We start from the raw sequence: 21702 nt of genomic DNA, 5'->3' as shown, positions 1-21702 counted from the left end.
GGCCCGCGGCACCCCTCCGCCACATTCCTGTCGGGTGTTTCCCCCCCCCCCCCCCCCTCCCCCCCCCCCCCCCCCCCCCCCCCCAGCACCGCACACACCATCAGCTGCATCTGGTGAAAGAGCATCAGCGGCAGCACCGCAAGGCTCGCCTGGGCCCCGAACAGCACACTCGCCATGGGGAGTCCGGCCGCCAGGCTCTTCTTCGACCCGGCGAACTGGATGGCGATCCGGTCCGCCCGGCCGAACCCGAGCCGCTTCGCCCCGTACCAGGTCACCAGCAGCATGGTGGCCAGCAGTACGGCCTCCACCGCCAGCAGCGCGCCCAGCCGCAGGGCGCTGACCCGGTGCCAGATGCCCGCGGCCATGCCCGCGCTGAACGCGGTGTACACGACGAGCAGGATCGAGCCCCGGTCGGCGTACCCCAGCACCGCCTTGTGCCGCACCAGGAAGCCGCCGATGCGCGGGCGCAGCGCCTGCCCGAGGAGGAACGGCAGCAGGAGCTGGAGGGCGATCCTCAGCACGGAGCCGGAGGAAAACCCGCCGGTGCCGCCGCCGAGCAGCCCGGCGGCGAGCAGCGGGGTGAGGAGGATCCCGGCGAGGCTGGAGAACGAGCCGGCGCAGAGGGCGGCGGGCACGTTGCCGCGGGCGATCGAGGTGAAGGCGATGGAGGACTGGATGGTGGACGGGACCAGGCAGAGGAAGAGCAGCCCGCCGTGGAGCGGCGGCGTCAGCACGGTCGGGACCAGGGCGCGCGCGGCGAGGCCGAGGACCGGGAAGAGCACGAAGGTGCAGACCAGCACGGTGAGGTGGAGCCGCCAGTGGCGCAGCCCGTCCAGGGCCTCGCGGGTGGAGAGCCGGGCCCCGTAGAGGAAGAACAGCAGCGCCACGGCCGCGGTGGCGGCGCCCCCGGCGACGGTGGCGGCCGTGCCGCGGGCCGGGAGCAGTGCGGCGAGGCCGACGGTGCCGAGGAGGGCCAGTACGTACGGGTCCAGGGGCAGCCGGGCGGGCAGGTGCGGGCGGCGCATGTACGGGGCTCACTTGCTCTGGGAGGCGGAACGGGTGCAGGGGGTACCGGGAGGCCTGCGGGCTGGTGCACGCAGCTTCGGCGTGCGGTGCTTCGGCGTGCCTGCTTCGCACTTCATGGTCTGTCGGCGCCCGGCCATCGGGAAACCCGTACACCGCTCTGACTGCCATCGCGATCCGTGATGGCCGTGCCACCATGGGGCCATGTACGACCCGGTCCAGCTGCGTACGTTCCTCACGGTCGCCCAGACGCTCAGCTTCACCCAGGCCGCCGGGCGGCTCGGCGTACGCCAGTCCACGGTCAGCCAGCACGTACGCCGGCTGGAGGAGGCGACGGGGCGCCCGCTCTTCCTGCGGGACACCCACAGCGTGGAGCTGACGGAGGACGGCGAGGCGCTCCTCGGCTTCGCCCGGACCATCCTGGAGGCCCACGAACGGGCGGCGGCCTACTTCACCGGCACCCGGCTGCGGGGGCGGCTGCGCTTCGGGGCGTCGGAGGACTTCGTGCTGACCCGGCTGCCGGAGATCCTCGAGGGCTTCCGCCACGAGCACCCGGAGGTCGACCTGGAGCTGTCGGTCGAGCTCTCCGGGACCTTGCACGAGCGGCTCGACGCGGGCCGGCTGGACCTCGTCCTGGCGAAGCGGCGCGGGCCGGGGGACGAGCGGGGCCGGCTGGTGTGGCGGGACCGGATGGTGTGGATCGGCGCCGAGGGACTGCGGGTGGACCCGGAACGGCCGGTACCGCTGATCGTCTTCCCGCCGCCGGGGATCACCCGGGCCCGCGCGCTGGAGGTCCTGGAACGGGACGGGCGGGAGTGGCGGATCGCCTGTACGAGCGGCAGCCTGAACGGCCTGATCGCCGCCGCTCGGGCCGGGCTGGGCGTCATGGCCCACACCCGTGGGCTGATCCCGCCCGGCCTGGTCCGGGTGCCGGGGCTGCCGGACCTGGGCTCGGTGGAGTTCGCCCTGCTCCGCGGGGAGCAGGTCTCGGCGTCCGCCGAGGCGCTGGCGGCGGCGATCCTCTCGGGCGCGGACCGCCTCAGCCGCGCCGGCTGACGCGTACGCCCGCCGGCTGACGCGTACGCCCGCCGGCTGACGCGTACGCCCGCCGATGACGCGCGCCCCCGCCGGCTGACGCGTACCTCCGTCCGTCCGTCTCAGGTGCCGAGGACCACCAGCCCGTCGTGGGTCCGGAGGCTGCCCGGCGTGAGCGGGGCGAGGGTGTGGGGCAGGGCGATGCGGGGCGGGCCGGTGTCGTCGGGGGCGGCGTCGAAGAGGTACGCCGCCTCCGACGCGCTGTCGCTGACCAGGTGCGGGCCGGCCGCGGAGGCCGTGGCCCCGGCCAGCGGGGTGCGGAAGAGGCTGCGCAGGTGGCGCAGGGTCTCCGCGGTGACCGTGGTGACTGCAGAGAATGCGGAGCCCGCGGAGACCCCGGAAACGGCTGAGACGGTCGGGACGACCGGGACGGCCGGGGCGGCGTTCGGCCCGGGCCGAGGGGCCTCGGGCGGGGTGCCGTCGGGCCCGGCCGCCGCGGACCGCCCGGAGGCCCCTGTCCCCGCGGGGGCCCCGGGCGCCGCCGCGGCACGGGCCGCGGCACCGGCCCCGGCGGACGCGTCGGCCGGAACCGCCGGGTCCGCCGGGGCCGGGGTTTCGGGTGCGTCCGGCGGGATCGCGCCCGCCAGGAGCAGGGCGAGCAGGACCGGAACGGCCTTGCGGCGCAGGGCCTCGGTCGCCTCGTACAGCCGGTGGGCATGGGGTGCGGGCAGGGACAGCGCGAGACTCCCGGCGGCGCCGCCCGTGGCGATGGGGACGGCGGAGCACACCACGCCGGAGGAGTACTCGCGCAGGTCGAACACCGGCGCGCCCGGAGCCACCGCGTCCAGGGCGGAGAACAGCGCCCGGCTGTCGGTGATGGTCCGGGCCGTGAGCCGCGCGGGCCGGTGCCGGGCGACGTGGTCGTGGCGCAGGTCGGGGCCCAACTGGGTCAGCAGGCACTTGCCGACCGCGCTGGCGTGCGCGGCATCCCGGAAGTCCACCCACTCCTGCACGGGCGGGGTCCCGGGCCCGTCGGCCATCTGCGTGATCCGGACCTCGCCGTCGGCGTACCGGCTCAGGTACACGGCGGCCCCGGCGCTGTCCCGTGCCAGTGCCAGGGTCCGCTGGAGCTGCCCGGCCAGCCCGCGGCCGCCCAGGGAGGCGAGCCGGTCGAGGGCGGGCCCGCGCGCGTACACGTCCTCGCCGGGCCGGTACGCGTACTCCTCCTCGCACAGCATCGCCAGCAGCGGCCGGAGCTCCTCCTCGGCCAGCGCGGACTCCCGGGCCAGCTGGCCGGCCCGCACTCCCAGCGGGTGCTTCTCCAGGACCCGCACGACGGCCAGCGCGCGGCGGGCCGCGGCGAGGGCCTCGCCGGAGCCGCCCGTCGGCGCCCGGCCGGCGCGGCCGCCGCCGCGCGTGCCGCCGCGGGCCGTCCGGGGCTCCCGGGGATCGCGGGGCAGCAGGGGATCCCGCGGCGGCCCGACACCCGGTGCCGCCGGGCCGCCGAGCGCCGCCTCCGCTTCTGCCTCCGACCCCGTCTCCGAAGCAGTCTCGGAACCTGCCCCCGTCCCAGACCTGGTCTCCGAACCGGCCCCCGCGCCGGGCGCCGACCTGGTCTCGGAACCGGCCCCCGCGCCGGGCGCCGACCTGGTCTCGGAACCGGCCCCCGCGCCCGGCGCCGACCCCGCATCCGCCCCCGGCGCGCTCCCCGACCCCCGGTCCGCCCCGCCCGCCGCCGCCGACGTCGGCGGTGGGCGGAAACCGGAGAGCACGGCCGGCAGCCCCGGCTTCGGCAGCGGCACCGCGCCCAGGTCGGGATCGTCGCGCTGGTCGACGTGCCGCAGGACGGCCGCCTGCGCGCACAGCCGCACCTCGCGCAGGTCCCGCCGCCCGCTCGGGCGGTAGCCGCGCGGGCCCAGCTCACGCGCCCAGACCCGGGCGTCGTGGTGTTCGCCGCGCCGGGAGTGGTCGAGGAAGAGGCAGTAGGCGGCCGGTGCGGTCCGGGCGCGCCCGGAGCCGGCGGCGAACTGCCACCAGAACCGGGCCCCCTCGCGCAGCCCGGCCAGGTGCAGCAGGCAGCCGAAGACGACGGCGCCGGCCAGGTCGGTGTGCGCGCTGGCCAGGAACGCGGCGAGCTGCGCCTCGGCCCCGGGCGCGCACACCACGGCCAGGCAGACGGCCTTCAGGTCCCGCCGGGCCCGCTCGGAGTCGAGCGGGCGGTCCCGCGCGGGGTCGCTCCACCCGGGGGCCCGCCGCCCGGCCGGGGCCGAGGCGCCCTTGCGGCGCGCAGTGCGCAGCAGCCGTGCCTCGGCCGCGCCGAGGTCGTAGTGCGGGTACCGGTCGCGGACGCTCGCCCGGGCCAGGAACTCGTCCAGGGAGCGGCGGGCGGCGGCCCCCCGGCCTGGCTCCTCGTCGCCCTCGCGCCGCCTCATGATTCGGCGGAGGTGTCGAGCAGGCGGGCGAGCCGCCGGTGGGCCTGGCCGAGCTGCGAGCGGACGGTGGCCTCGTCGACGCCCATCACGGAGGCGGCCTCCCCGGGGGTGCACTGGAGCCCGTAGCGCAGCAGCACGGCGTCACGCTGGCGCTCGGCGAGCCGGGACACGGCGGAATAGAAGCGGATCGTGTCCGTGAGGACCTCGTACCGGTCGGCGGCGGCCTCCTTGAGGGCGGCCTCGAAGGCGCTGATGTCCATGGGGTCGGGCATGGGGTCGGGCCGGGTGCCGCGCAGCCCCTGCCGGTCGACCAGCCGCTGCTTGAGGATGGTCCAGGCGTAGGCGTCGAGCCGGTCCATGTGAAGCATGCGCAACCACTCGTTCATGATCGAGTCGAAGGCCGCGTCCACCGCGTCCTCGGCGGCCGAGTCGGAGCCCAGCTGCAGATACGCGAAGCGCATGTACGAGGGCCTCCGGTTGGCGTGGAAGGCCCAGTAGGACAGGCGTGCCGTCGGGTTCCACTGGCTCATGGGCGTCGGCCGTCGCCGCCGGCTGGGCAGCCCCACCGCCCCGCCGGATTCCTCAGGTCCCCCATCGCTCACCGCTCCACCTCACCTCATCCCTGTGCGCGGCAAGACTGACAGCGCGGGCGCGCACGCGGGGCGCAGAAGGAGGAAGGTGGAGGATTACCTTCGGTGATGACCGGCCGCTGACAGACTTCGACCGTGCGCCGCCGCAGCCGGTACGTACGCATATGCCCCCGACACGGGAAGACGCCTGGTCGCGCCGGGGATGCGCCAGGCCGCGCCAGGGTCGCGCCACGGCTACGCCAGGGCCGCGGGCCAGGGCCGGGGGACGGCCGGGGAGGACCCCGCCGGAGCCGTGCCGGGCCCGGTCCGAGCCGATCGCGTCCCGGCTGTAGCATGACCCCATGGCGAGGGCCGTGACGCAGAGGTCACAACCCTCGCTTTTGCGTTACGTCCACCCGGCGAAATGCGGGCGCGTGACCTTTCGACGGTTCGATACGATGACCCCATCACAATCCGTCACGGCTCGAACGCTGCAACCGCATACATGAAATGGAGCATCCGAGGATGGCTCGACACCTGATCACCAGCGCGCTTCCGTACATCAACGGGATCAAGCACCTGGGCAACATGGTCGGGTCGATGCTTCCGGCGGATGTGTACTCCCGGTACCTCCGCCAGCGCGGCCACGACGTCCTGTACATCTGCGCCACCGACGAGCACGGCACCCCCGCCGAGCTCGCCGCCAAGGAGGCCGGCCTCTCCGTCGCCGCCTTCTGCGCGCAGGCCCACGACGCCCAGAAGGCGGTCTACGACGGCTTCGAGCTGTCCTTCGACTACTTCGGCCGCAGCTCCTCGGAGCAGAACCGCGAGATCACCCAGCACTTCGCGCGGCAGCTGCAGAAGAACGGCTTCATCGAGGAGCGCGCGATCCGGCAGGTCTACTCGCCGGTCGACGGCCGCTTCCTGCCGGACCGCTACGTCGAGGGCACCTGCCCGCACTGCGGCTACGACAAGGCCCGCGGCGACCAGTGCGAGAACTGCACCCGCGTGCTCGACCCGACCGACCTGATCGACCCGCGCTCGGCGATCTCCGGCTCCACCGACCTGGAGGTCCGCGAGACCAAGCACCTCTTCCTCCTCCAGTCCAAGCTCCAGCACGAGGTGGAGGCCTGGGTCGCCCAGTACGAGGCGGAGTGGCCGCAGCTGGCCTCCTCCATCGCCCGCAAGTGGCTGACCGAGGGCCTGCACGACCGCGCGATCACCCGCGACCTCGACTGGGGCGTCCCGGTCCCGGCCGACACCTGGCCCGACCTGGCCGCGGAGGGCAAGGTCTTCTACGTCTGGTTCGACGCGCCCGTGGAGTACATCGGCGCGACGAAGGAGTGGTCGGACCTCGACCCGGCCGCCCGCGACTGGAAGTCCTGGTGGTTCGAGGCCCAGGACGTCCGGTACACGCAGTTCATGGCCAAGGACAACGTCCCGTTCCACACGGTGATGTTCCCCGGCACCGAGCTCGGCGTGCGCGAGCCCTGGAAGATGGTCGACTACGTCAAGGCCTTCAACTGGCTGACCTACTACGGCGGCAAGTTCTCCACCTCGCAGAGGCGCGGCGTCTTCACCGACCAGGCGCTGGAGACCCTCCCGGCCGACTACTGGCGCTACTTCCTGATCGCCAACGCGCCCGAGTCCGACGACTCGTCCTTCACGTGGGAGCACTTCACCGCCACGGTCAACAAGGACCTCGCCGACACCCTCGGCAACTTCGTCAACCGCGTGCTGTCGTTCTCGCGCAAGCGCTTCGGCGACGACGTGCCGGCGGGCAAGGATGCCGGCGAGGCCGAGGCCCGGCTCGGCGAGCAGATCGCGGAGCTCCTCGCGGAGTACGAGGGCCACATGGACGCCCTCCAGTTCCGCAAGGCCGCGGCCGCCCTGCGCGCCCTGTGGTCGGCCGGCAACTCCTACCTGGAGGAGAAGGCCCCCTGGCTGGAGATCAAGACCGACCAGGAGGGCGCGGCGCTCACCCTGCGCACCGCGATGAACCTCATCCACCTCTACTCGGTGGTCTCCGAGCCGTTCATCCCCGCCTCGGCGCGCGCCATGCGCTCGGCGTTCCGGCTCGCCGACGACACGGCCGCCTGGGTCTCCCCGGAGCAGGCCAAGGCCCTGGACGCGGTCCCGGCGGGTACGCCGTTCACCGTGCCGCCGGTGCTCTTCGCGAAGATCAGCGAGGAGGACCTGGAGTCCTACCGCGAGCGCTTCGGCGGCGCCGAGGCGGGCTGACGGCCTGACGGTCCGACGTTCGACAGTCCGATGGCCCTACGGCCCGACGGCCGACAGGACCGGGCGAGGGGCGCGATCCGCGAACGGGGCGCGCCCCTCGCGCATGCCGGGCACGCGGCCGCCGTTCGCCGGCGCGCCCGGCGGACGTCACCGCCGGGCCGTCACCGCCGGGTCGCCGCGCGGTAGTCCGCCGCGTACTCCCGTACGAAGGCGGCCATCGCCACCACCGTGTTGCGCAGCTCCGACAGCAGCACCCGCTCGTTGGGTGCGTGCAGGTTGCACATGCTGTCCTGCGCCCCGAACAGCAGCACCTCGGCCTGCGGTGCGGCCCGGGCGAGGCCGTTCACCAGCGGGATCGAGGCGCCCGAGGCCACGTACGAGGCCGGGGTGCCCCACGCCTCCTCGAGCGCGGTGAGCGCGGCCCGGTACGCGGGCCCGCCCGTGCGCGCCTCGAAGCCGGGGCCGGTGTCGCCCGGGGTGACCGTGAGCGGTACGCCGAACGGGCGCTGCGCGAGCAGGTGCCGGGCCAGGGCGTCCAGGGCGCTGCGCGGGTCCTGGTGCGGGTGGAAGCGCAGGTTCAGCCTGGCCCTGGCGTACGGGACGACGGCCGAGGCGGCGTGGTCCACGGCGGGCGCGTCCAGCCCGATGACGGTGATCGCGGGGCCGCTCCACAGCCGTTCGCCGAGCGGGCCGCTGCCGAGCAGCGGCACGTCGTCGTGGACCGCGGCCAGGTCGCGGAACTCCTCCTCGCCGAACTCGGCCCCGTCCCACGGATCGCGCCGCAGGCCGGGCACCGCCACGTCGCCGTTCGCGTCGTGCAGGCTCGCCAGCGCGTGCAGCAGCACCAGCAGCGCGTCGGGTGCCGCTCCGCCGAACTCCCCGCTGTGCCGCGGCTCGGCGAGGGTGCGCACCTCCACGGTGAGCTCGGCGGCCCCGCGCAGGCCCGTGGTCAGCGTCGGGGTGCCGGGCCGCAGGTTGCCGAGGTCGGCGATGACCATCGCATCGCAGGCGAACCGCTCCGGGTCGGTCGGCGGGTACGCGTCGAACGCGCTTCCGTACTCCTCCTGGCCCTCGATCACCACCTTGAGGCCGACCGGGGGCCGGCCGCCGTACAGGCGGATCAGGCCCACCTGGGCGATCACGTTCGACTTGTCGTCGGCGATGCCCCGGGCCCGCAGACCGCCGGGGACGCGGGTGGGTTCGAACGGTGGCGAGAGCCACAGGCCCGGGTCCCCGGCCGGCTGCACGTCGTAGTGGCCGTACAGCAGCACGGTCGGAGCGTCGGGCTCGGGCGGCGGGATCTCGCCCCAGACGACGGGCGCGGTGTCCGGGAGCTCGATCCGCTCCACCACCGGCACGCCCGCGTCGCGCAGCAGCGCGGCGACGAGGTCGTGCGCCTCGAGCACGGGCGCCGTCGGATGGCCGGGGAAGGCGACGGACGGGATCGCGGCGAGCCGTTCCAGATCGGCCCGCAAACCGTCCATCAGGGCGTCGGCCTTCGCTTCGAGGTCCACCCGCCACCTTCCCTTTCCGCCGGATCCCGCGCACCGGCCGCGGGTTTCGTTCCTTCCGATCGTGGGGCGGGGCGTCGGCGGGCGGCGGCCGGTGCTGCGCCGGACGAGTGAACCAGGCCGGAACGGGAAGGCGCCGGGCGCGATGCACGGTCGTTCGTGTGCTCTTGGGAGGCCGCCATGGACGTTCTCGTCCTCATCGGACGCATCCTGTTCGCCCTGCTCTTCGCCGTCTCCGGCATCGGCCACCTGACCCAGACCAAGGGGATGGCCGGATACGCCGCCTCGCGCGGGGTGCCGGTGCCGGTGGCCGCCACGGCCGGCAGCGGCGTCGTCCTGCTGATCGGTGCCGTGAGCGTGGCCGTCGGCCTGTGGGCCGACATCGGGGCGCTGCTGCTCGCCGCGTTCTGCTTCACTACGGCCCTGCTGATGCACGGCTTCTGGCGGGAGCAGGAGCCGCAGGCCCGGCAGACGGAGCGGGTGCAGTTCCTGAAGGACACCGCGCTGGGCGGTGCGGCCCTGGTGATGTGCGCGTTCTTCGCCCACGCGGGCGGCGATCTCGGTCTCGTGGTCACCGGCCCGGTGCTCTCGATGGGCTGAATCCGGTCCCCCTGTCGGGGGATCTTGTGGCGGCTGCGGCGTGTCGTAGCGGTGCCGTGATCGTTTCTTCAGCCGGAACCCTCACTCCTGCTCCGGAACGAAAGGATGCGCGGTGACCGCTTGGCAGTACTTCGCGGGGGCGGGTCTGGTGGCGGTGTTCTGGCCGCTGCACGGCCAGGTGGCCGTCGCCGACGGTGGCGGCGGCCACGCGGCCCGGGCCGGTGCCCGGGCCGACGTGTGCGTGCCCGAGGGGCCTCCGCGGGCCCCCGCCGTCCGGCCCGCCGCGCCCGTCGCGGACCGGCCGACCGTGCACCACCGCGGGCTGGGGCCGGTGCAGGCCGCCGCTCCGGAGCCGCCGGCGGTCGGAGCCCCGGCCGGATCGCCGGCGGCGAAGGCCCTGGCCGCGGCTGCGGAGCCCCGGGCAGCCGCGCCGGATCCCGCGCCGCCTGCCGAGCCGCCGCCTGCCGGGGCCGGGGCTCCGCCCGCGCACGGAGCCGGGGCCGCGCGCGTCTCCGCCTTCCACGTCCGCCCGTACCGCTCTCAGGCCCTGGACCGGCGGGAGCCGGGCGGCCTGTCCACGGTGATGCTCATGGCCGTCGTCACCACCCCGGCCGTGCTCGCCGCGGCGGCACTGCGCCCGCGGTCGAAGAGCCAGAGCCGCAGCAGCTGACCCCCTGTCCGATCCACCCACGGGAGAACCCTCGTGTCCGAATGGCTGATCCTGGCCATTGCCATGGCGCTCGTCTGCGCCCTCGTCTCCGCCTGCACCGTGATCCGGCACCGCCGGGTCGCCCCCGACGAGGACACCAGCGAGACACCCGACGTCATCGAGTACATGACGATGATGGTGGGTGTGGTCTACGCGATCGTGCTCGGCCTGGCGATCGCCGGCGTCTGGGAGGCCCGCGGCGCCGCCGAGGACAGCGTGCGGCGCGAGGCGCAGGCGCTGTACGAGGTCGGCCAGCGGGCCGACGTCTACCCGGCCGCCGTCCGCGACCGGATCCGCGGCGAGGTGGACGCGTACGTGGCCCACACCGTCGCCGTGGACTGGCCGCGGCTGACCTCGGGCGAGCCGGCCAGCCCGGAGGGCGCCGCGCTGCTGGCGAAGCTGCGCAGCGACGTCACCCACCAGAGCCCCGCCACCGAGCTCCAGGCGCAGGCCTACCAGCCGCTGCTGGACCACATCGCGGCCGCGGACGACGCCCGCCACGCGCGGGTGCAGAGCGACGAGTCGACCCTGCCGAGCGTGGTCTGGTTCGGGCTGCTGACCGGCGGTGTGGTGACGGTCGGCCTCATCTTCACGCTCCAGATCCGCCGCTCCGGCCGCGAGCTGCTGCTGGCGGGCCTGTTCAGCGCGCTGATCGTGTTCCTGCTGTTCATGGTCTGGAGCTTCGACGCGCCCTACGGCCGCGCGGGAATCGATTCCGCGGGCCCCTTCCAGGACCTGTTCCCGAAGGCCGCCCTGGCGGCCGCCCTTCGCTGACACGGGCGCCGCCGCCGACGACGCAGGCACCGACGCAGGCGCAGGTGCGGGGGCCGGGCTCCGGCGCCCGGTCGGTCAGCAGACCGCCCCGGCCGTCCCCTGCCGCACGCACGCGACGACCGGCGAATCCCGCAGGGCCTGGGAGACGCGGACGAGGTCCCTCGGGCCGGGCGTGGCCCGGGCGGCGCCGTCCGCGCCCTCCTCGCCGTCGATGGCGGACCCCTGCGGGTCGGCGGTGCGGGCCCGGACGGCGGCGGCGACCATGGCCGCCTCGCCGACGGCCCGGGCGGTCTCCTCGTCCGATCCGCCGGCCAGGGCGAGCCCGTACGCGCGCTCCCGCTGCCGTTCGTCGAAGTACGGGCCCAGGTGCAGGAACGCGTCGTGGATGTCCGACTCGCGCTGGATCATGCGCAGCTCGGGCGGCGCCCACCACGACATCTTCACGCACGGGGTGCCGGTGGGCGCGCACGGCTGCACTTCGTCCCACAGCGGCCCGAGCCGCCGGTAGGTCGTCCACGTCTGCCAGTGGTCGGACAGCCGCTGGCAGACCAGGGGCAGGACGAAGCCGATGGCGCTGATCAGCGCGCCCAGGGAGGCGAGCGGCGGGGCGACGTACGTGCTGAGGTCGTCGAGGTCGTGGTCCGTCCAGCGGGCGACGACCGCGGTGATCTTGGTCGCGTCGTAGCTGAGGTTGAGGACGTAGCCCGCCACGATGATCATCAGGCCGGTCCTCAGCCAGCCGCGCACCTGGAGGGACCAGCGCCAGCACATGGCCACCATCACCACGGCCGCCACCAGGTGCGCCGTCAGGTAGAGGGCGATCATCTCGCGGACGTAGGGCTCGTTGGCGTAGTACGTGTCGAAGTCGCGCAGCCGCTCGACGGGCGCCTCGCCCATCGCGAACAGCACGACGAGCACCACCACGACCCCGCAGTAGCCGCCGATCCACCGCCGCGAGATGCTCCGGGTCACCTCGGCGGGGCCGCCTCGCCAGTTCACGATCAGTACCAGGCAGGCGGCGCTGAACAGGGTGATCAGGCAGTACACCAGCGGGGCGGAGAAGTTGGTGACGCCGGTCAGGTCGTTGACCGCCGCGATGGTGGGAGGGGCGGCGAAGGCGAAGACCGATCCGGCCAGGACCAGCAGGGAGCACACCGCGCGCAGCAGGGGGTCGCGCCAGTTGTCGCGCAGCGCCGGCAGTTTGAAGGCGAGTGCGATGCCCAGCGCGGCTGCCGGGATGTAGTAGTCCTGGCCGTTCAACGGTCGTTCCTGTGCCCCCGGTATCCGAGCGAGGCCTCGATGCGCCCCGCCAACTGGTCGCGCTGCGCGGGTGCGCGGTGGCTCGCCGACCCGGCGAGCCAGGTCCGGCACCGACTGCCCAGCAGTAAGCCGAAGGTCTCGGCCTCGGTCTCCTCGCGGACGTCGGCGCGGGTGCGCGCCGCCACGCGCCGTACGGTCTCGCCGAGGTCGGCCTCGTCGGACAGCAGGCGGGCCGCGACGGCGGCGCCGTCGACGTGGTGGCTGCAGTGGCCGGCCTTCATGTGCCACAGTTCGTGGCCGAGGATCACCAGCTGGTGGTCCGGGGCCGTGCGCTCCTCGACGATGACCAGGTCCCGGTCGGCCATGTCGAGCCACAGGCCGCTCGCCGTCCCGGGTGGGAACGCGGCGATCCGGAAGTCGACCCGGCGGCCGCGGATCCTGCTCATGCCCTCGCAGAGGGCGGCGTAGAGGTCCACGGGTTCCACGGGCGCGGTCAGCTGGAGGCCGGCCACCAGCTCGCCGCACAACCGTCGCTGCTCTCTGCCTATGCTCACCGTTCTCCCCGTCGGCGTGGATCCGGATCAGGACTCAAGGATCAGACAGACCCAGACTCAGAACTGACTGTCGACTGGGCCGGGATCAGGAATCGTTCGGTTTGACGCTTTCGAGGAGCATGTCCAGCCACTCGGCGACCTTGTCGCGGTGCTTGTCGCTGGGCAGCTGCGCGGCGCGCCAGGCGATGCCCCGCACCCCGTGGTTCTGGAGGAGTCTCGCCAGGGGGTCGCCGGCCGAGGAGGCCGGGGCGGGCGCGGTCTCGCGCGCGCGGCCCGCGTAGTCCTGGAGGAGCTGCTGCTCGGTGCGCAGCAGGGCGTCGGTGAGGGCGTCCGCGTCGTGCGCCGTGAGGAAACCCGCGTGGACGCCGAAGAAGCGCTGGATCGCGTCGCAGTGCTCCATCGTGGGCCGGCGGTCGCCGTTGATCAGCGCGCCGGCCTGCTGCCGCGACATCCCGGCGCCGTCGGCGATCTCCTGCTGGGTGTAGCGGCGGCCGTTGGGCTTCAGCCTCGTACGGCGGAGCAGGTCGAGCCGCTGGAGGAAACGGGCCTGCAGACAGGGCTCGCCGGCCGGCCTGCCGTCCAGCAGGCTCCGCACCACGTCCATGGGCACGCCCGAGGCCTCGGAGAGGCGGCGCAGGTCGAAGACCTTGTTCGGGTCGCGGCCCATCTTGCCCGCGAGTTCTGCGACGCGCGTGACGGTGGCTGCCAGGGACGGGTTGGCCACCGCGACGGGAGCCGGGAAGCCGTCTGTCACCAGTGGTTCTCCTAGATCGCGGCGAGTCGGTTCGGGCACGTGGTCGGCTTTTGGAATCTAGCCGTTCTCCCGCCGCAGGGCCAGAAGTTGCCACAGCTGTGGCGGGAATGAGCTGTCAAGAGGCTGGAATTGCCACGATAGTTGACACTCGAATGACGTCGGTAGCAGGATCGCCAGAGGAAATTGAAGATCCAGACCGTGAGGAGGGGGAGCTCTCGGTGCTACATCTCGCAGCGGTGGGCCCGTCCGATGGCCTCGCCCGCGCCGGTGAGGAGTGCCTGGCGGGCGAGGAGTTTGCACGCGGCGCAGTGCGGTCGGAGCGACGCAAGGAGATTTTGCGCCAGCGCCGCGAGGAACTGGGCCTGAGTCAGGAAGACCTCGCCGCACGGTTGCGCATAAGCGTTCGCGCGTACGGAAACTGGGAACGCGGACTGGTCAAGGAATGGACCGACCGCAAGCTGCTCGCCCTGGCCGAGGCCCTGGAAATGAGCGAGCGGCAGTGTTTCTGGCTCTTCCGCGTCATGGTCGACCGGGACCCGCCGCCGACCTGGCGGGCGGCCGAGGAGAACCGGCTGCCCGATGACCCCGCGCAGCGCGACTACCTGCGCGACTACGCGGCCCTCATGGAGGCAGTGCCCCATCCCAGCTTCCTCGTGGACCACCGCTGGGACGTCGCGCTCACCAACTCGGCGTTCGACAAGCTCTTCCAGGCGGTGCGCCCCCACCCCACCGCCCTCCCGGACGACAACTTCCTGCGCTTCGTGCTGTTCCACCCGGACGCGGCCGCCGTTCTGGAGGACCACGAGCCGGCGTGGTGCGTGCCGCTGCTGGCCCAGTTCGCGGCGGCGCTGGAGGCCGCCCCGGAGGACGAGGGCCTGCGCAGCATCCGCCAGGAGGTGGCCCGCGACCCCTTCATGGAGGCGGCCTACCGGTACGGCGTACCGCACTGGCTGGCCACCCACGGGGCCCAGGCCGCCGAGCGCGACGGCGCCGTGCGGACCGTGCGCCACTGGGACCCGCAGCAGGGCCTCGTACGGTGCCGGCTCGTGGCCGAATCGAGCCGCATGCTCGACGCCATGGGACTCACCCGGATCACCATGATCCTCTCGGCGCCGCAGGGAGCCGCATCCGGACCCGTCCGCGGCGGCGTCGCGCCGCACCGCAAGGGACCGCGCCTGCGCGCCGTGCCGGCGCTGGAGGACTGACCGGCAGGGGACACTGGAGCCCTCGTTCGTGTACCGCCGACCGGATGTCACGGATCGTGGCATCCGCGGCGGCACTGGCTGAAGGGCGGTAGGACGTGCGGCTGACGATCCTCGGCGGGGGCGGGTTCCGGGTACCGCTCGTGTACGGAGCACTGCTCGGCGACCAGGCCGAAGGCCGGGTATCCCATGTGACGCTGTACGACGAGGACCCGGCACGGCTGACCGCCGTCTTCCGCGTCCTCGCCGACCAGGCGGCCGCCGCACGCCGCACCGCGGCCGGCCCGGGCGCGGTCCCGGCCCCGGCCCCGTCGGTGTCCACCACCACTGACCTGGACGAGGCCCTGCGCGGGGCCGATTTCGTCTTCTCCGCCATCCGCGTCGGCGGCCTGGACGGGCGCGCCGCGGACGAGCGGGTCGCCCTGGCCGAGGGCGTGCTCGGCCAGGAGACGGTCGGCGCCGGCGGGATCGCGTACGGCCTGCGGACCGTGCCCGTGGCGCGGGACATCGCCCGCGCCGTCGCCCGGCTGGCCCCCGAGGCCTGGGTCATCAACTTCACCAATCCGGCCGGGCTGGTCACCGAGGCCATGGCCGAGGTGCTCGGCGACCGGGTGATCGGCATTTGCGACTCCCCGGTGGGGCTCGGCCGGCGGGTCGCCCGCGTGCTGGGCGCCCGCCCGCAGGACGCCTGGATCGACTACGTCGGCCTCAACCACCTGGGCTGGCTGCGCGGCCTGCGCATCGGCGGCCGCGACGAACTCCCCCGGCTGCTGGCCGACACGGCAGCGCTCCGGTCCTTCGAGGAGGGCCGGCTCTTCGGGGCCGACTGGCTCCGCTCGCTCGGCGCGATCCCCAACGAGTACCTGCACTACTACTACTTCAACCGTGACACCGTACGGGCGTACCAGGAGGCGAAGCAGACCCGCGGGGCCTTCCTGCGCGACCAGCAGCACGGCTTCTACGCCGAAGCCGGCCGGGACGCGCTGCCGCCCGGGGCCGCGTTGGCCGCCTGGGACCGGACCCGGGCCGAGCGCGAGGCCACGTACATGGCGGAGAACCGCGAGGCGGCCGGCGCCGGCGCGCGCGACGACAGTGACCGGGAGTCCGGATCCGGCGGCTACGAGGAGGTCGCGCTCGCGCTGATGCGGGCCATCGCCCGCGACGAGCGGACCACGCTCATCCTGAACGTGCGCAACCGCTCGACGCTGTCCGTGCTCGACGGGGAGGCGGTCATCGAGGTGCCCTGCCTGGTCGACGCCAACGGCGCCCACCCGGTGGCCGCGGACCCGCTGCCGCTGCACGCCGTCGGGCTGGTGACCTCCGTGAAAGCGGTCGAACGCGCCGTCCTCGCGGCCGCCGCCGGCGGCTCCCGCGCCGAGGCGGTCAAGGCCTTCGCCCTGCACCCGCTGGTCGACTCGGTCGGCGTGGCCCGGCGGCTCCTCGACGCGTACGCGGCCGCCCACCCCGGCCTCGACTACCTGCGCTGATCCCGGGGCCGGGTCCCCCGTACGGACCCGTGCCGCATGCGGCGGGGCGGGGCCGCTGTGAGAGTGCGAGATGTGACCACAGCCCCCGCCCGGACCACCGGCGACGCGGAGGCGCCCCCCGCGCTCGACCGGCGGCGGCGCAACGTCGTCTTCGGCACGATCATGCTGGGCGTGCTGCTCGCGGCACTCGACCAGACGATCGTCGGGACCGCCCTGCCCACGATCGTGGCGGACCTCGGCGGCGGCGACCACATGTCGTGGGTGGTGACCTCCTACCTGCTCGCCGAGACCGTCGCGACCGTGCTCGTCGGCAAGTTCGGCGACCTCTTCGGCCGGAAAGTGGTCTTCCAGGTCTCCGCGATCGTCTTCATCACCGGCTCGTTCCTGTGCGGCCTGGCCGGCAACATGACACTGCTCATCGTGTGGCGGGGCGTGCAGGGCGCCGGCGCCGGCGGCCTCATGGTCACCGCCATGGCCCTGATCGCCGACGTGATCCCGCTGCGCGAACGCGGCAGGTACCAGGGTGCCATCGGCGCCGTCTTCGGCGTCGCGACCGTCGTCGGGCCGCTGCTCGGCGGCCTGTTCACCGACCACCTCAGCTGGCGCTGGGCCTTCTACGTCAACGTGCCGATCGCGATCCTGGTCGTGGCGGCGGCGGCCCGCACGATCCCCTCCGTACGGGCCGCCGGGCGGCCGGTCGTCGACTACGCGGGCATCGCCCTGGTCGCGGTGGGCTCCAGCGCCCTGATCCTCGCCACCAGCTGGGGCGGCAGCGAGTACGCCTGGAACTCGACCGTCATCCTCGGCCTCTTCACGGCCGGGGCGGTGGCCCTGGCCCTGTTCTGCCTGGCGGAGACGCGGGCGGCGGAGCCGATGCTGCCGATGCGGCTCTTCCACAACCCCGTCTTCACGGTGTGCTCGGTGCTCAGCTTCGTCGTCGGCTTCGCCATGCTCGGCGCGATGACCTTCCTGCCGACGTACCTCCAGTACGTGGACGGGGACTCGGCCACGGCGTCGGGCGTGCGGACGCTGCCTTTGGTCTTCGGCCTGCTGCTCGCCTCCGTCTTCAGCGGCAACGTCACCAGCAGGACCGGGCGCTACCGCATCTTCCCGATCACCGGCTGCCTGGCCATGGGCATCGGGCTGTTCCTGCTGTCGCTGATGGGGCCGGGCACCTCCGCCTGGCTGGAATCGCTGTACATGTTCGTCCTGGGCGCCGGGATCGGCCTGAGCATGCAGGTGCTCACGATCGCCGTGCAGAACACCGTGGACTACGCCGACCTCGGCACCGCCACATCCGGTGTCACGTTCTTCCGTACGCTCGGCTGCTCCTTCGGGGCCGCGGTCTTCGGGACGATCTACGCCAACAGCCTCGGACCGGAACTCGAAGCGGCCGTCGCGGAGGCGGCCCGGGCCACCGGCGGCGACCCGGCGCAGATCGCCGCGGCCGCGCAGAGCCCGAAAGGCGTGCACAGCCTTCCCCCGGAGGCGGCCGCGCCGGTCGTCGACGCGTACGCGGACGCGCTGCACACCGTCTTCCTGTGGACGGTGCCGGTCGCGGCGATCGGGCTGGTCGTCGCGCTGTTCCTCAAGGAGGTGCGGCTGCGCGACAGCGCCCGTGCCGCCTCCACCGACATGGGCGAGGGCTTCGCCTCGCCGACCACCGCCTCCGGCGACTCGGCCAAGCTGCTCGAACTGGCCGTCGGGAAGCTCGTACGCACCATGGGGCCGGAGACCGCCCGGGAGATCGTGGCCACCTCGGACACCCGGCTGGACATGGCGGGCGCCTGGGCCGTGATGCAGGTCGAGCTGATGACCCGGACGGTCGGCCACGCCAGCCTCGGACTGATCGCCTCGCGGCGGGCCGTGCCGCCGGAGGTCCTGCTGCCGGTCTTCGACCGGATGGTGGACGAGGGCTACCTCACCCGCGAGGGCCACTTCCTCTCGCTGACGGCGGCGGGGGAGCGGGAGGCAGCGGTCATCTCGAAGGCGTGGGCACGCTGGCTGGGCGACCAGCTGGAGAAGGACCGCGGCCGGCCGAGCGGCGCGGAACTGCGGGCCGCGGCGGACGCCATCGCCAAGCGGCTGCTGGCGGAGGACCTCCGCGAGGGCACGTTCGCACAGCGGGCGCCGGCGGGGGTGTAGGCGGGCGGCGGGGTGCGCGGCGGTGTGCGGGCGCCGGGGTGTGGGCTGCGGGCGCCCTATGCCCCCGCCTTGCCGGCATTCCCCGGCTCATCGGCCTCGGCGGCCGCCATCGGGTAGTCGTACGGCGACACGGGCGGCAGGGCCGGGGCCAGCTCGGGGCGCCAGGTGCGCAGCACCCCCGCCGAGGGCGCGTACAGGGCGTGCGGGATCTCGGCCGGCGCGAACCACTTCCAGCGGACGATCTTGTGCGGCTCGGTGACCGCGGGCGTCCCCTCGGCGGAGGTGGTGACGGCCGCCGCGGTCAGCCGGGTGACCCCGGACTGCGCATCGATCCGGACCGAGAGGATCCGGATGTCCCCGGGGGCCACCTGCAGGCTCGTCTCCTCGGCCAGCTCCCGGGCCGCGGCCTGCTCGAAGCCCTCCCCGGGGTCGACCTTCCCGCCCGGCAGCTCCCAGCGGCCGTCGTGCGCCTGGCCGAGGAGCACCCGGCCCGCGGAGTCGGCCACGACGAGCCCGACGCCGACGACGCCGTTGGCCCGGGGGACGACCCGCTCGGGGCGCTCCGCGGTCGGCCCGGGGGTGGCGGCCGGCGGCACGGGCGGTACAGGGGGTACGGGGGGTACAGAGGGTACGGGCGGCACAGGGGGTACAGGGGGTACAGGAGGCATGGGCGGTGTGGGCGGGGTGGGTGTCATCCGCTGCTCCTCGTCTCTCTTCGCACGACATGGACGGCCGGTGGATCCGGCGCGCTCGTGCATCATCTTGCCGGTTCGGCAACGGGATGTGCCGCGCCGCCGTGTGCGGCCCCATGCTCGTCGCACGGAACACCCCTGCACGACCGTGAGGACGAGGCGATGAACGACACTGCGGAAGCGGAACGCACCTTCGACGTGGTCGTCGTGGGCGGCGGAGCCGCCGGACTCGCCGGAGCACTGACCCTCGCCCGGGCCCGCCGCTCCGTGCTGGTGCTCGACTCCGGCAGCCCCCGCAACGCCCCCGCCGCCCACCTGCACGGCTACCTCGGGCGGGACGGGGCGGCCCCGGCGGAGCTGCTGGCCGTGGGGCGGGCGGAGGTGACCGCGTACGGCGGCGGGATCCGATCCGGGGCGGCCGGCACGGCCATCGCCGCCGACCGGGCGGCGGAGGGCGGGTTCCTCGTGCGGTGCGCCGACGGCACTGCGGTCCGGGCCGGACGGCTGCTGCTCGCCACCGGACTGGCGGACGAGCTGCCGGAGCTGCCGGGGCTGCGGGAGCGCTGGGGACGGACCGTGCTGCACTGCCCGTACTGCCACGGCTGGGAGGTCCGCGACAGGCCCATCGCGGTGCTGGCCACCGGGCCGCTCGCCGTCCACCAGGCACAGACGTGGCGGAACTGGAGCGACCGGGTCACGCTGCTCGCCCACACCTGGCGGCCTGCCGCCGAGGACCGGGAGCTTCTCGCGGCCCTCGGCGTCGCCGTGGTGGAGGGCGAGGTGACCGGTCTGACCGCCGACGGGGACGAGCTGGCCGGGGTGACCCTGGCCGACGGCGGATCCGTGGCATGCCGGGCCCTGGTGGTCGCACCGCGCTTCACCGCCCGCGCCGGTGTCGCGGCCAGCCTGGGATTGCCCGTGGCCGCAGTCGAGCGGGACGGGGTGGTGATCGGCAGCTGCCTGGAGGCGGACCCGGCCACCGGAGCCACCGCGCTACGGGGCGTGTGGGCGGCCGGCAACCTCACCAGCCCGCTCGACCAGCTCGCGGCCGCGGCCGCCGCCGGGGTGCGTGCGGCGGTGGCCGTGAACGCCGACCTGATCGAGGAGGAGACCCGGCTGGCCCTGGAGGCGTACCGGGGCAACCGCGGCCGGGCGTGACGCATCGGACTGGTGTGCGGGTTTCGGCCGGGGCCGCTCCGCGCAGGCTCTCTGCGGTCCGACGGGCGTACGGAACGCCGGGTCGCAGTGCGGGGCACGGGGATCAGGGGGGCGCGCAATGGCACATGTGGCAGTCATCGGCGGAGGAGTCGGCGGGCTCGCGACCGCGCTGCTCACCGCCCGGCACGGACACACCGTCGAACTCTTCGAACGGGACACCCGTGCCCCCGGCACGGCCCTCGACCGGGACTTCTTCGGCTGGCACCGGCCCACCGTCCCGCAGGCCACCCAGCCGCACGTCCTCCTCGGCGCCGCCCGCACGCTCCTGCGCGACGAACTCCCCGACGTGTACGCGGAGATGCGGCGGCTCGGCGCCCGCGAGCGCCACGAGCTCGACTGGTTCGACGTACGCCCGCCCGCGCGGCCCGGCGACGAGGACCTGGTCATGCTCCAGGCCCGCCGCATCGTGCTGGAAAGCGCGCTGCTCACGGCCCTGCGCGCCGAGGAGGGAGCCGTCCTGCGGCACGGGGAGCCGGTGACCGGGCTGACGACGGAGCCGGGCACGGGCGCGGGGGCGGGAACGGGCGCGGGGGCGGGCCCCGTCCGCGTCACCGGGGTGGCCACCAAGGCCGGGACGTACGCGGCGGACCTCGTCGTGGACGCGGCCGGCCGGCGCGGCGGCACCGAGCGCTGGCTGGCCGCGGCGGGCTGCCGGCCGCCGGTCGTGGAACGCCACCGCACCGGCCTGGCGTACTTCTGCCGCTGGTACCGGCTGCCCGCCGGGATGCAGGAGGGCCCGCGCCGCCCGTGGGCGGTGACCGGCGGGCCCTTCGCCGGGTGCGCCGTGTTCCCCGCCGACAACCGCGTGTTCGCCGTGACCCTGATCGTCCACACCCGGGACAGCACCCGCTCGGCGCTGCGCGACCCCGCCCTCTTCGAAAGCGCCGCCCGCGCCTTCCCGCCCGGGGCCGCCTGGCTGGACCTGGGCGCCGAGCCGCTGTCCGACGTACTGGCCATGGCGAGCCTGGACAACCGGTGGAGCGCGCTCGTCGACGAGCAGGGGCCGGTGGTGGCCGGGCTCGTGCCGATCGGCGACGCGATCACCCACACCAACCCGACCCTGGGCCAGGGCACCTCGCTGGCCCTGTGGGCCGCGCTCCGGGTCGCCCGTACCGCCGGGCGGGAGCCGCGGTCGGCCCGGTACGCCGCCGAGCACCACGCGTGGGCGGTGCGCACCCTGAAGCCGTGGTTCGACTTCCAGGTCGTCGCGGACGCGGCCATCGGGGAGCGGTTCGCGACACGGGCCGTCCGGACGGGCGCGGCGCGGGAGACGGCCGCGCTGTTCGACTGCGCCCTGGAGGATCCGGAGGTGATGCGGGCCCGGGCGCGGGTGCGGCATCTGGCGGAGCCGCCGGAGCGGGCGTACGCGGACCCGGAGATCCGGGCGCGGGTGGCGCGCTGGCTGGCGGCGCGGCCCGATTACGTGCCGAATGCGGTGGGCCCGGACCGGGCGGAGTGGGAGAAGCTGACGGCGGGCTGAGGCGGCCCGCGGCGGG

At 74.4% G+C, this 21702-nt stretch carries 17 protein-coding genes and 1 pseudogene; 10 read left to right on the top strand and 8 right to left on the bottom strand.

The features are described from left to right. Positions 1–1025: bile acid:sodium symporter family protein (locus AC068A_RS29750; RefSeq protein WP_478589353.1), on the bottom strand; the 1025-nt coding region annotated here is incomplete at its 3' end. Positions 1026–1227: 202 nt separating this feature from the next. Here AC068A_RS29750 and AC068A_RS29745 point away from each other — a divergent pair. Next, the gene (locus tag AC068A_RS29745) at positions 1228–2079 is read left to right on the top strand and encodes a LysR family transcriptional regulator (protein ID WP_478589352.1); all 852 of its coding nucleotides are present in this window, start codon (positions 1228–1230) and stop codon (positions 2077–2079) included. Between the two features lie 623 nt (positions 2080–2702). On the opposite strand, the pseudogene AC068A_RS29740 reads toward AC068A_RS29745, so the two are convergent. Then, a pseudogene (locus AC068A_RS29740) lies at positions 2703–3401 on the bottom strand (IclR family transcriptional regulator domain-containing protein); the annotation flags it as partial. 1085 nt (positions 3402–4486) lie between these two features. Further along, positions 4487–5020 carry an RNA polymerase sigma factor gene (locus tag AC068A_RS29735; RefSeq protein WP_478589351.1) on the bottom strand — a complete coding sequence of 178 codons (534 nt, stop codon included), beginning with the start codon at positions 5018–5020 and terminating at the stop codon, positions 4487–4489. Between the two features lie 564 nt (positions 5021–5584). Between AC068A_RS29735 and metG the strand changes: the two genes are divergently transcribed. Continuing rightward, the gene (gene metG, locus AC068A_RS29730) at positions 5585–7300 is read left to right on the top strand and encodes a methionine--tRNA ligase (protein ID WP_478589350.1); all 1716 of its coding nucleotides are present in this window, start codon (positions 5585–5587) and stop codon (positions 7298–7300) included. 161 nt (positions 7301–7461) lie between these two features. Here the strand turns inward: metG and AC068A_RS29725 are convergent, their stop codons facing one another. Further along, a complete protein-coding gene (locus AC068A_RS29725; protein ID WP_478589349.1) occupies positions 7462–8814 on the bottom strand; it encodes a M20/M25/M40 family metallo-hydrolase in 1353 nt (450 codons plus the stop codon). A 177-nt stretch (positions 8815–8991) separates the two neighbouring features. Here AC068A_RS29725 and AC068A_RS29720 point away from each other — a divergent pair, with 177 nt between their 5' ends. The 3 genes from AC068A_RS29720 to AC068A_RS29710 all read left to right on the top strand — a co-directional run bounded on the left by AC068A_RS29720 (position 8992) and on the right by AC068A_RS29710 (position 10894). Then, positions 8992–9411: a DoxX family protein gene (locus AC068A_RS29720; RefSeq protein ID WP_478589348.1), complete on the top strand. Its 420-nt coding sequence runs from the start codon at positions 8992–8994 to the stop codon at positions 9409–9411. Positions 9412–9523: 112 nt separating this feature from the next. Beyond that, on the top strand, positions 9524–10081 hold the full coding sequence (locus tag AC068A_RS29715; protein ID WP_478589347.1) for a hypothetical protein: 558 nt from the start codon (positions 9524–9526) through the stop codon (positions 10079–10081). Positions 10082–10114: 33 nt separating this feature from the next. After that, positions 10115–10894, top strand: a complete 780-nt coding sequence (locus tag AC068A_RS29710) for a bestrophin-like domain (protein WP_478589346.1) — start codon at positions 10115–10117, stop codon at positions 10892–10894. Positions 10895–10969: 75 nt separating this feature from the next. Here the strand turns inward: AC068A_RS29710 and AC068A_RS29705 are convergent, their stop codons facing one another. From AC068A_RS29705 to AC068A_RS29695, 3 genes are all read right to left on the bottom strand, one after another. Further along, on the bottom strand, positions 10970–12154 hold the full coding sequence (locus AC068A_RS29705) for an MAB_1171c family putative transporter (protein WP_478589345.1): 1185 nt from the start codon (positions 12152–12154) through the stop codon (positions 10970–10972). Beyond that, positions 12151–12708, bottom strand: a complete 558-nt coding sequence (locus AC068A_RS29700; protein ID WP_478589344.1) for a toxin-antitoxin system, toxin component — start codon at positions 12706–12708, stop codon at positions 12151–12153. Before AC068A_RS29700 ends, AC068A_RS29705 begins: the two co-directional genes overlap by 4 nt. 85 nt (positions 12709–12793) lie before the next feature. Then, a complete protein-coding gene (locus AC068A_RS29695) occupies positions 12794–13462 on the bottom strand; it encodes a helix-turn-helix domain-containing protein (protein WP_478589343.1) in 669 nt (222 codons plus the stop codon). A 218-nt stretch (positions 13463–13680) separates the two neighbouring features. Here AC068A_RS29695 and AC068A_RS29690 point away from each other — a divergent pair, with 218 nt between their 5' ends. The 3 genes from AC068A_RS29690 (at position 13681) to AC068A_RS29680 (ending at position 18296) form a co-directional block, all read left to right on the top strand. Continuing rightward, a complete protein-coding gene (locus AC068A_RS29690; protein ID WP_478589342.1) occupies positions 13681–14667 on the top strand; it encodes a helix-turn-helix domain-containing protein in 987 nt (328 codons plus the stop codon). A gap of 95 nt (positions 14668–14762) precedes the next feature. After that, entirely contained in the window at positions 14763–16151 is a 1389-nt protein-coding gene (locus AC068A_RS29685) for a 6-phospho-beta-glucosidase (RefSeq protein ID WP_478589341.1), read from the top strand. Between the two features lie 36 nt (positions 16152–16187). Further along, a complete protein-coding gene (locus AC068A_RS29680; RefSeq protein WP_478589340.1) occupies positions 16188–18296 on the top strand; it encodes an MDR family MFS transporter in 2109 nt (702 codons plus the stop codon). Positions 18297–18352: 56 nt separating this feature from the next. Here the strand turns inward: AC068A_RS29680 and AC068A_RS29675 are convergent, their stop codons facing one another. After that, positions 18353–18892 carry a nucleotide triphosphate diphosphatase NUDT15 gene (locus AC068A_RS29675; protein WP_478589339.1) on the bottom strand — a complete coding sequence of 180 codons (540 nt, stop codon included), beginning with the start codon at positions 18890–18892 and terminating at the stop codon, positions 18353–18355. Positions 18893–19150: 258 nt separating this feature from the next. On the opposite strand from AC068A_RS29675, the gene AC068A_RS29670 reads away from it, so the two are divergent. Together AC068A_RS29670 and AC068A_RS29665 are read left to right on the top strand one after the other, a co-directional pair. After that, positions 19151–20146: an NAD(P)/FAD-dependent oxidoreductase gene (locus tag AC068A_RS29670; protein WP_478589338.1), complete on the top strand. Its 996-nt coding sequence runs from the start codon at positions 19151–19153 to the stop codon at positions 20144–20146. Between the two features lie 118 nt (positions 20147–20264). Further along, entirely contained in the window at positions 20265–21686 is a 1422-nt protein-coding gene (locus AC068A_RS29665; protein WP_478589337.1) for an NAD(P)/FAD-dependent oxidoreductase, read from the top strand. Positions 21687–21702: the final 16 nt, after the last annotated feature.

This window comes from Streptomyces sp. NPDC043854 (assembly GCF_056436005.1).
This window is presented reverse-complemented; position numbering and strand designations above follow the sequence as displayed.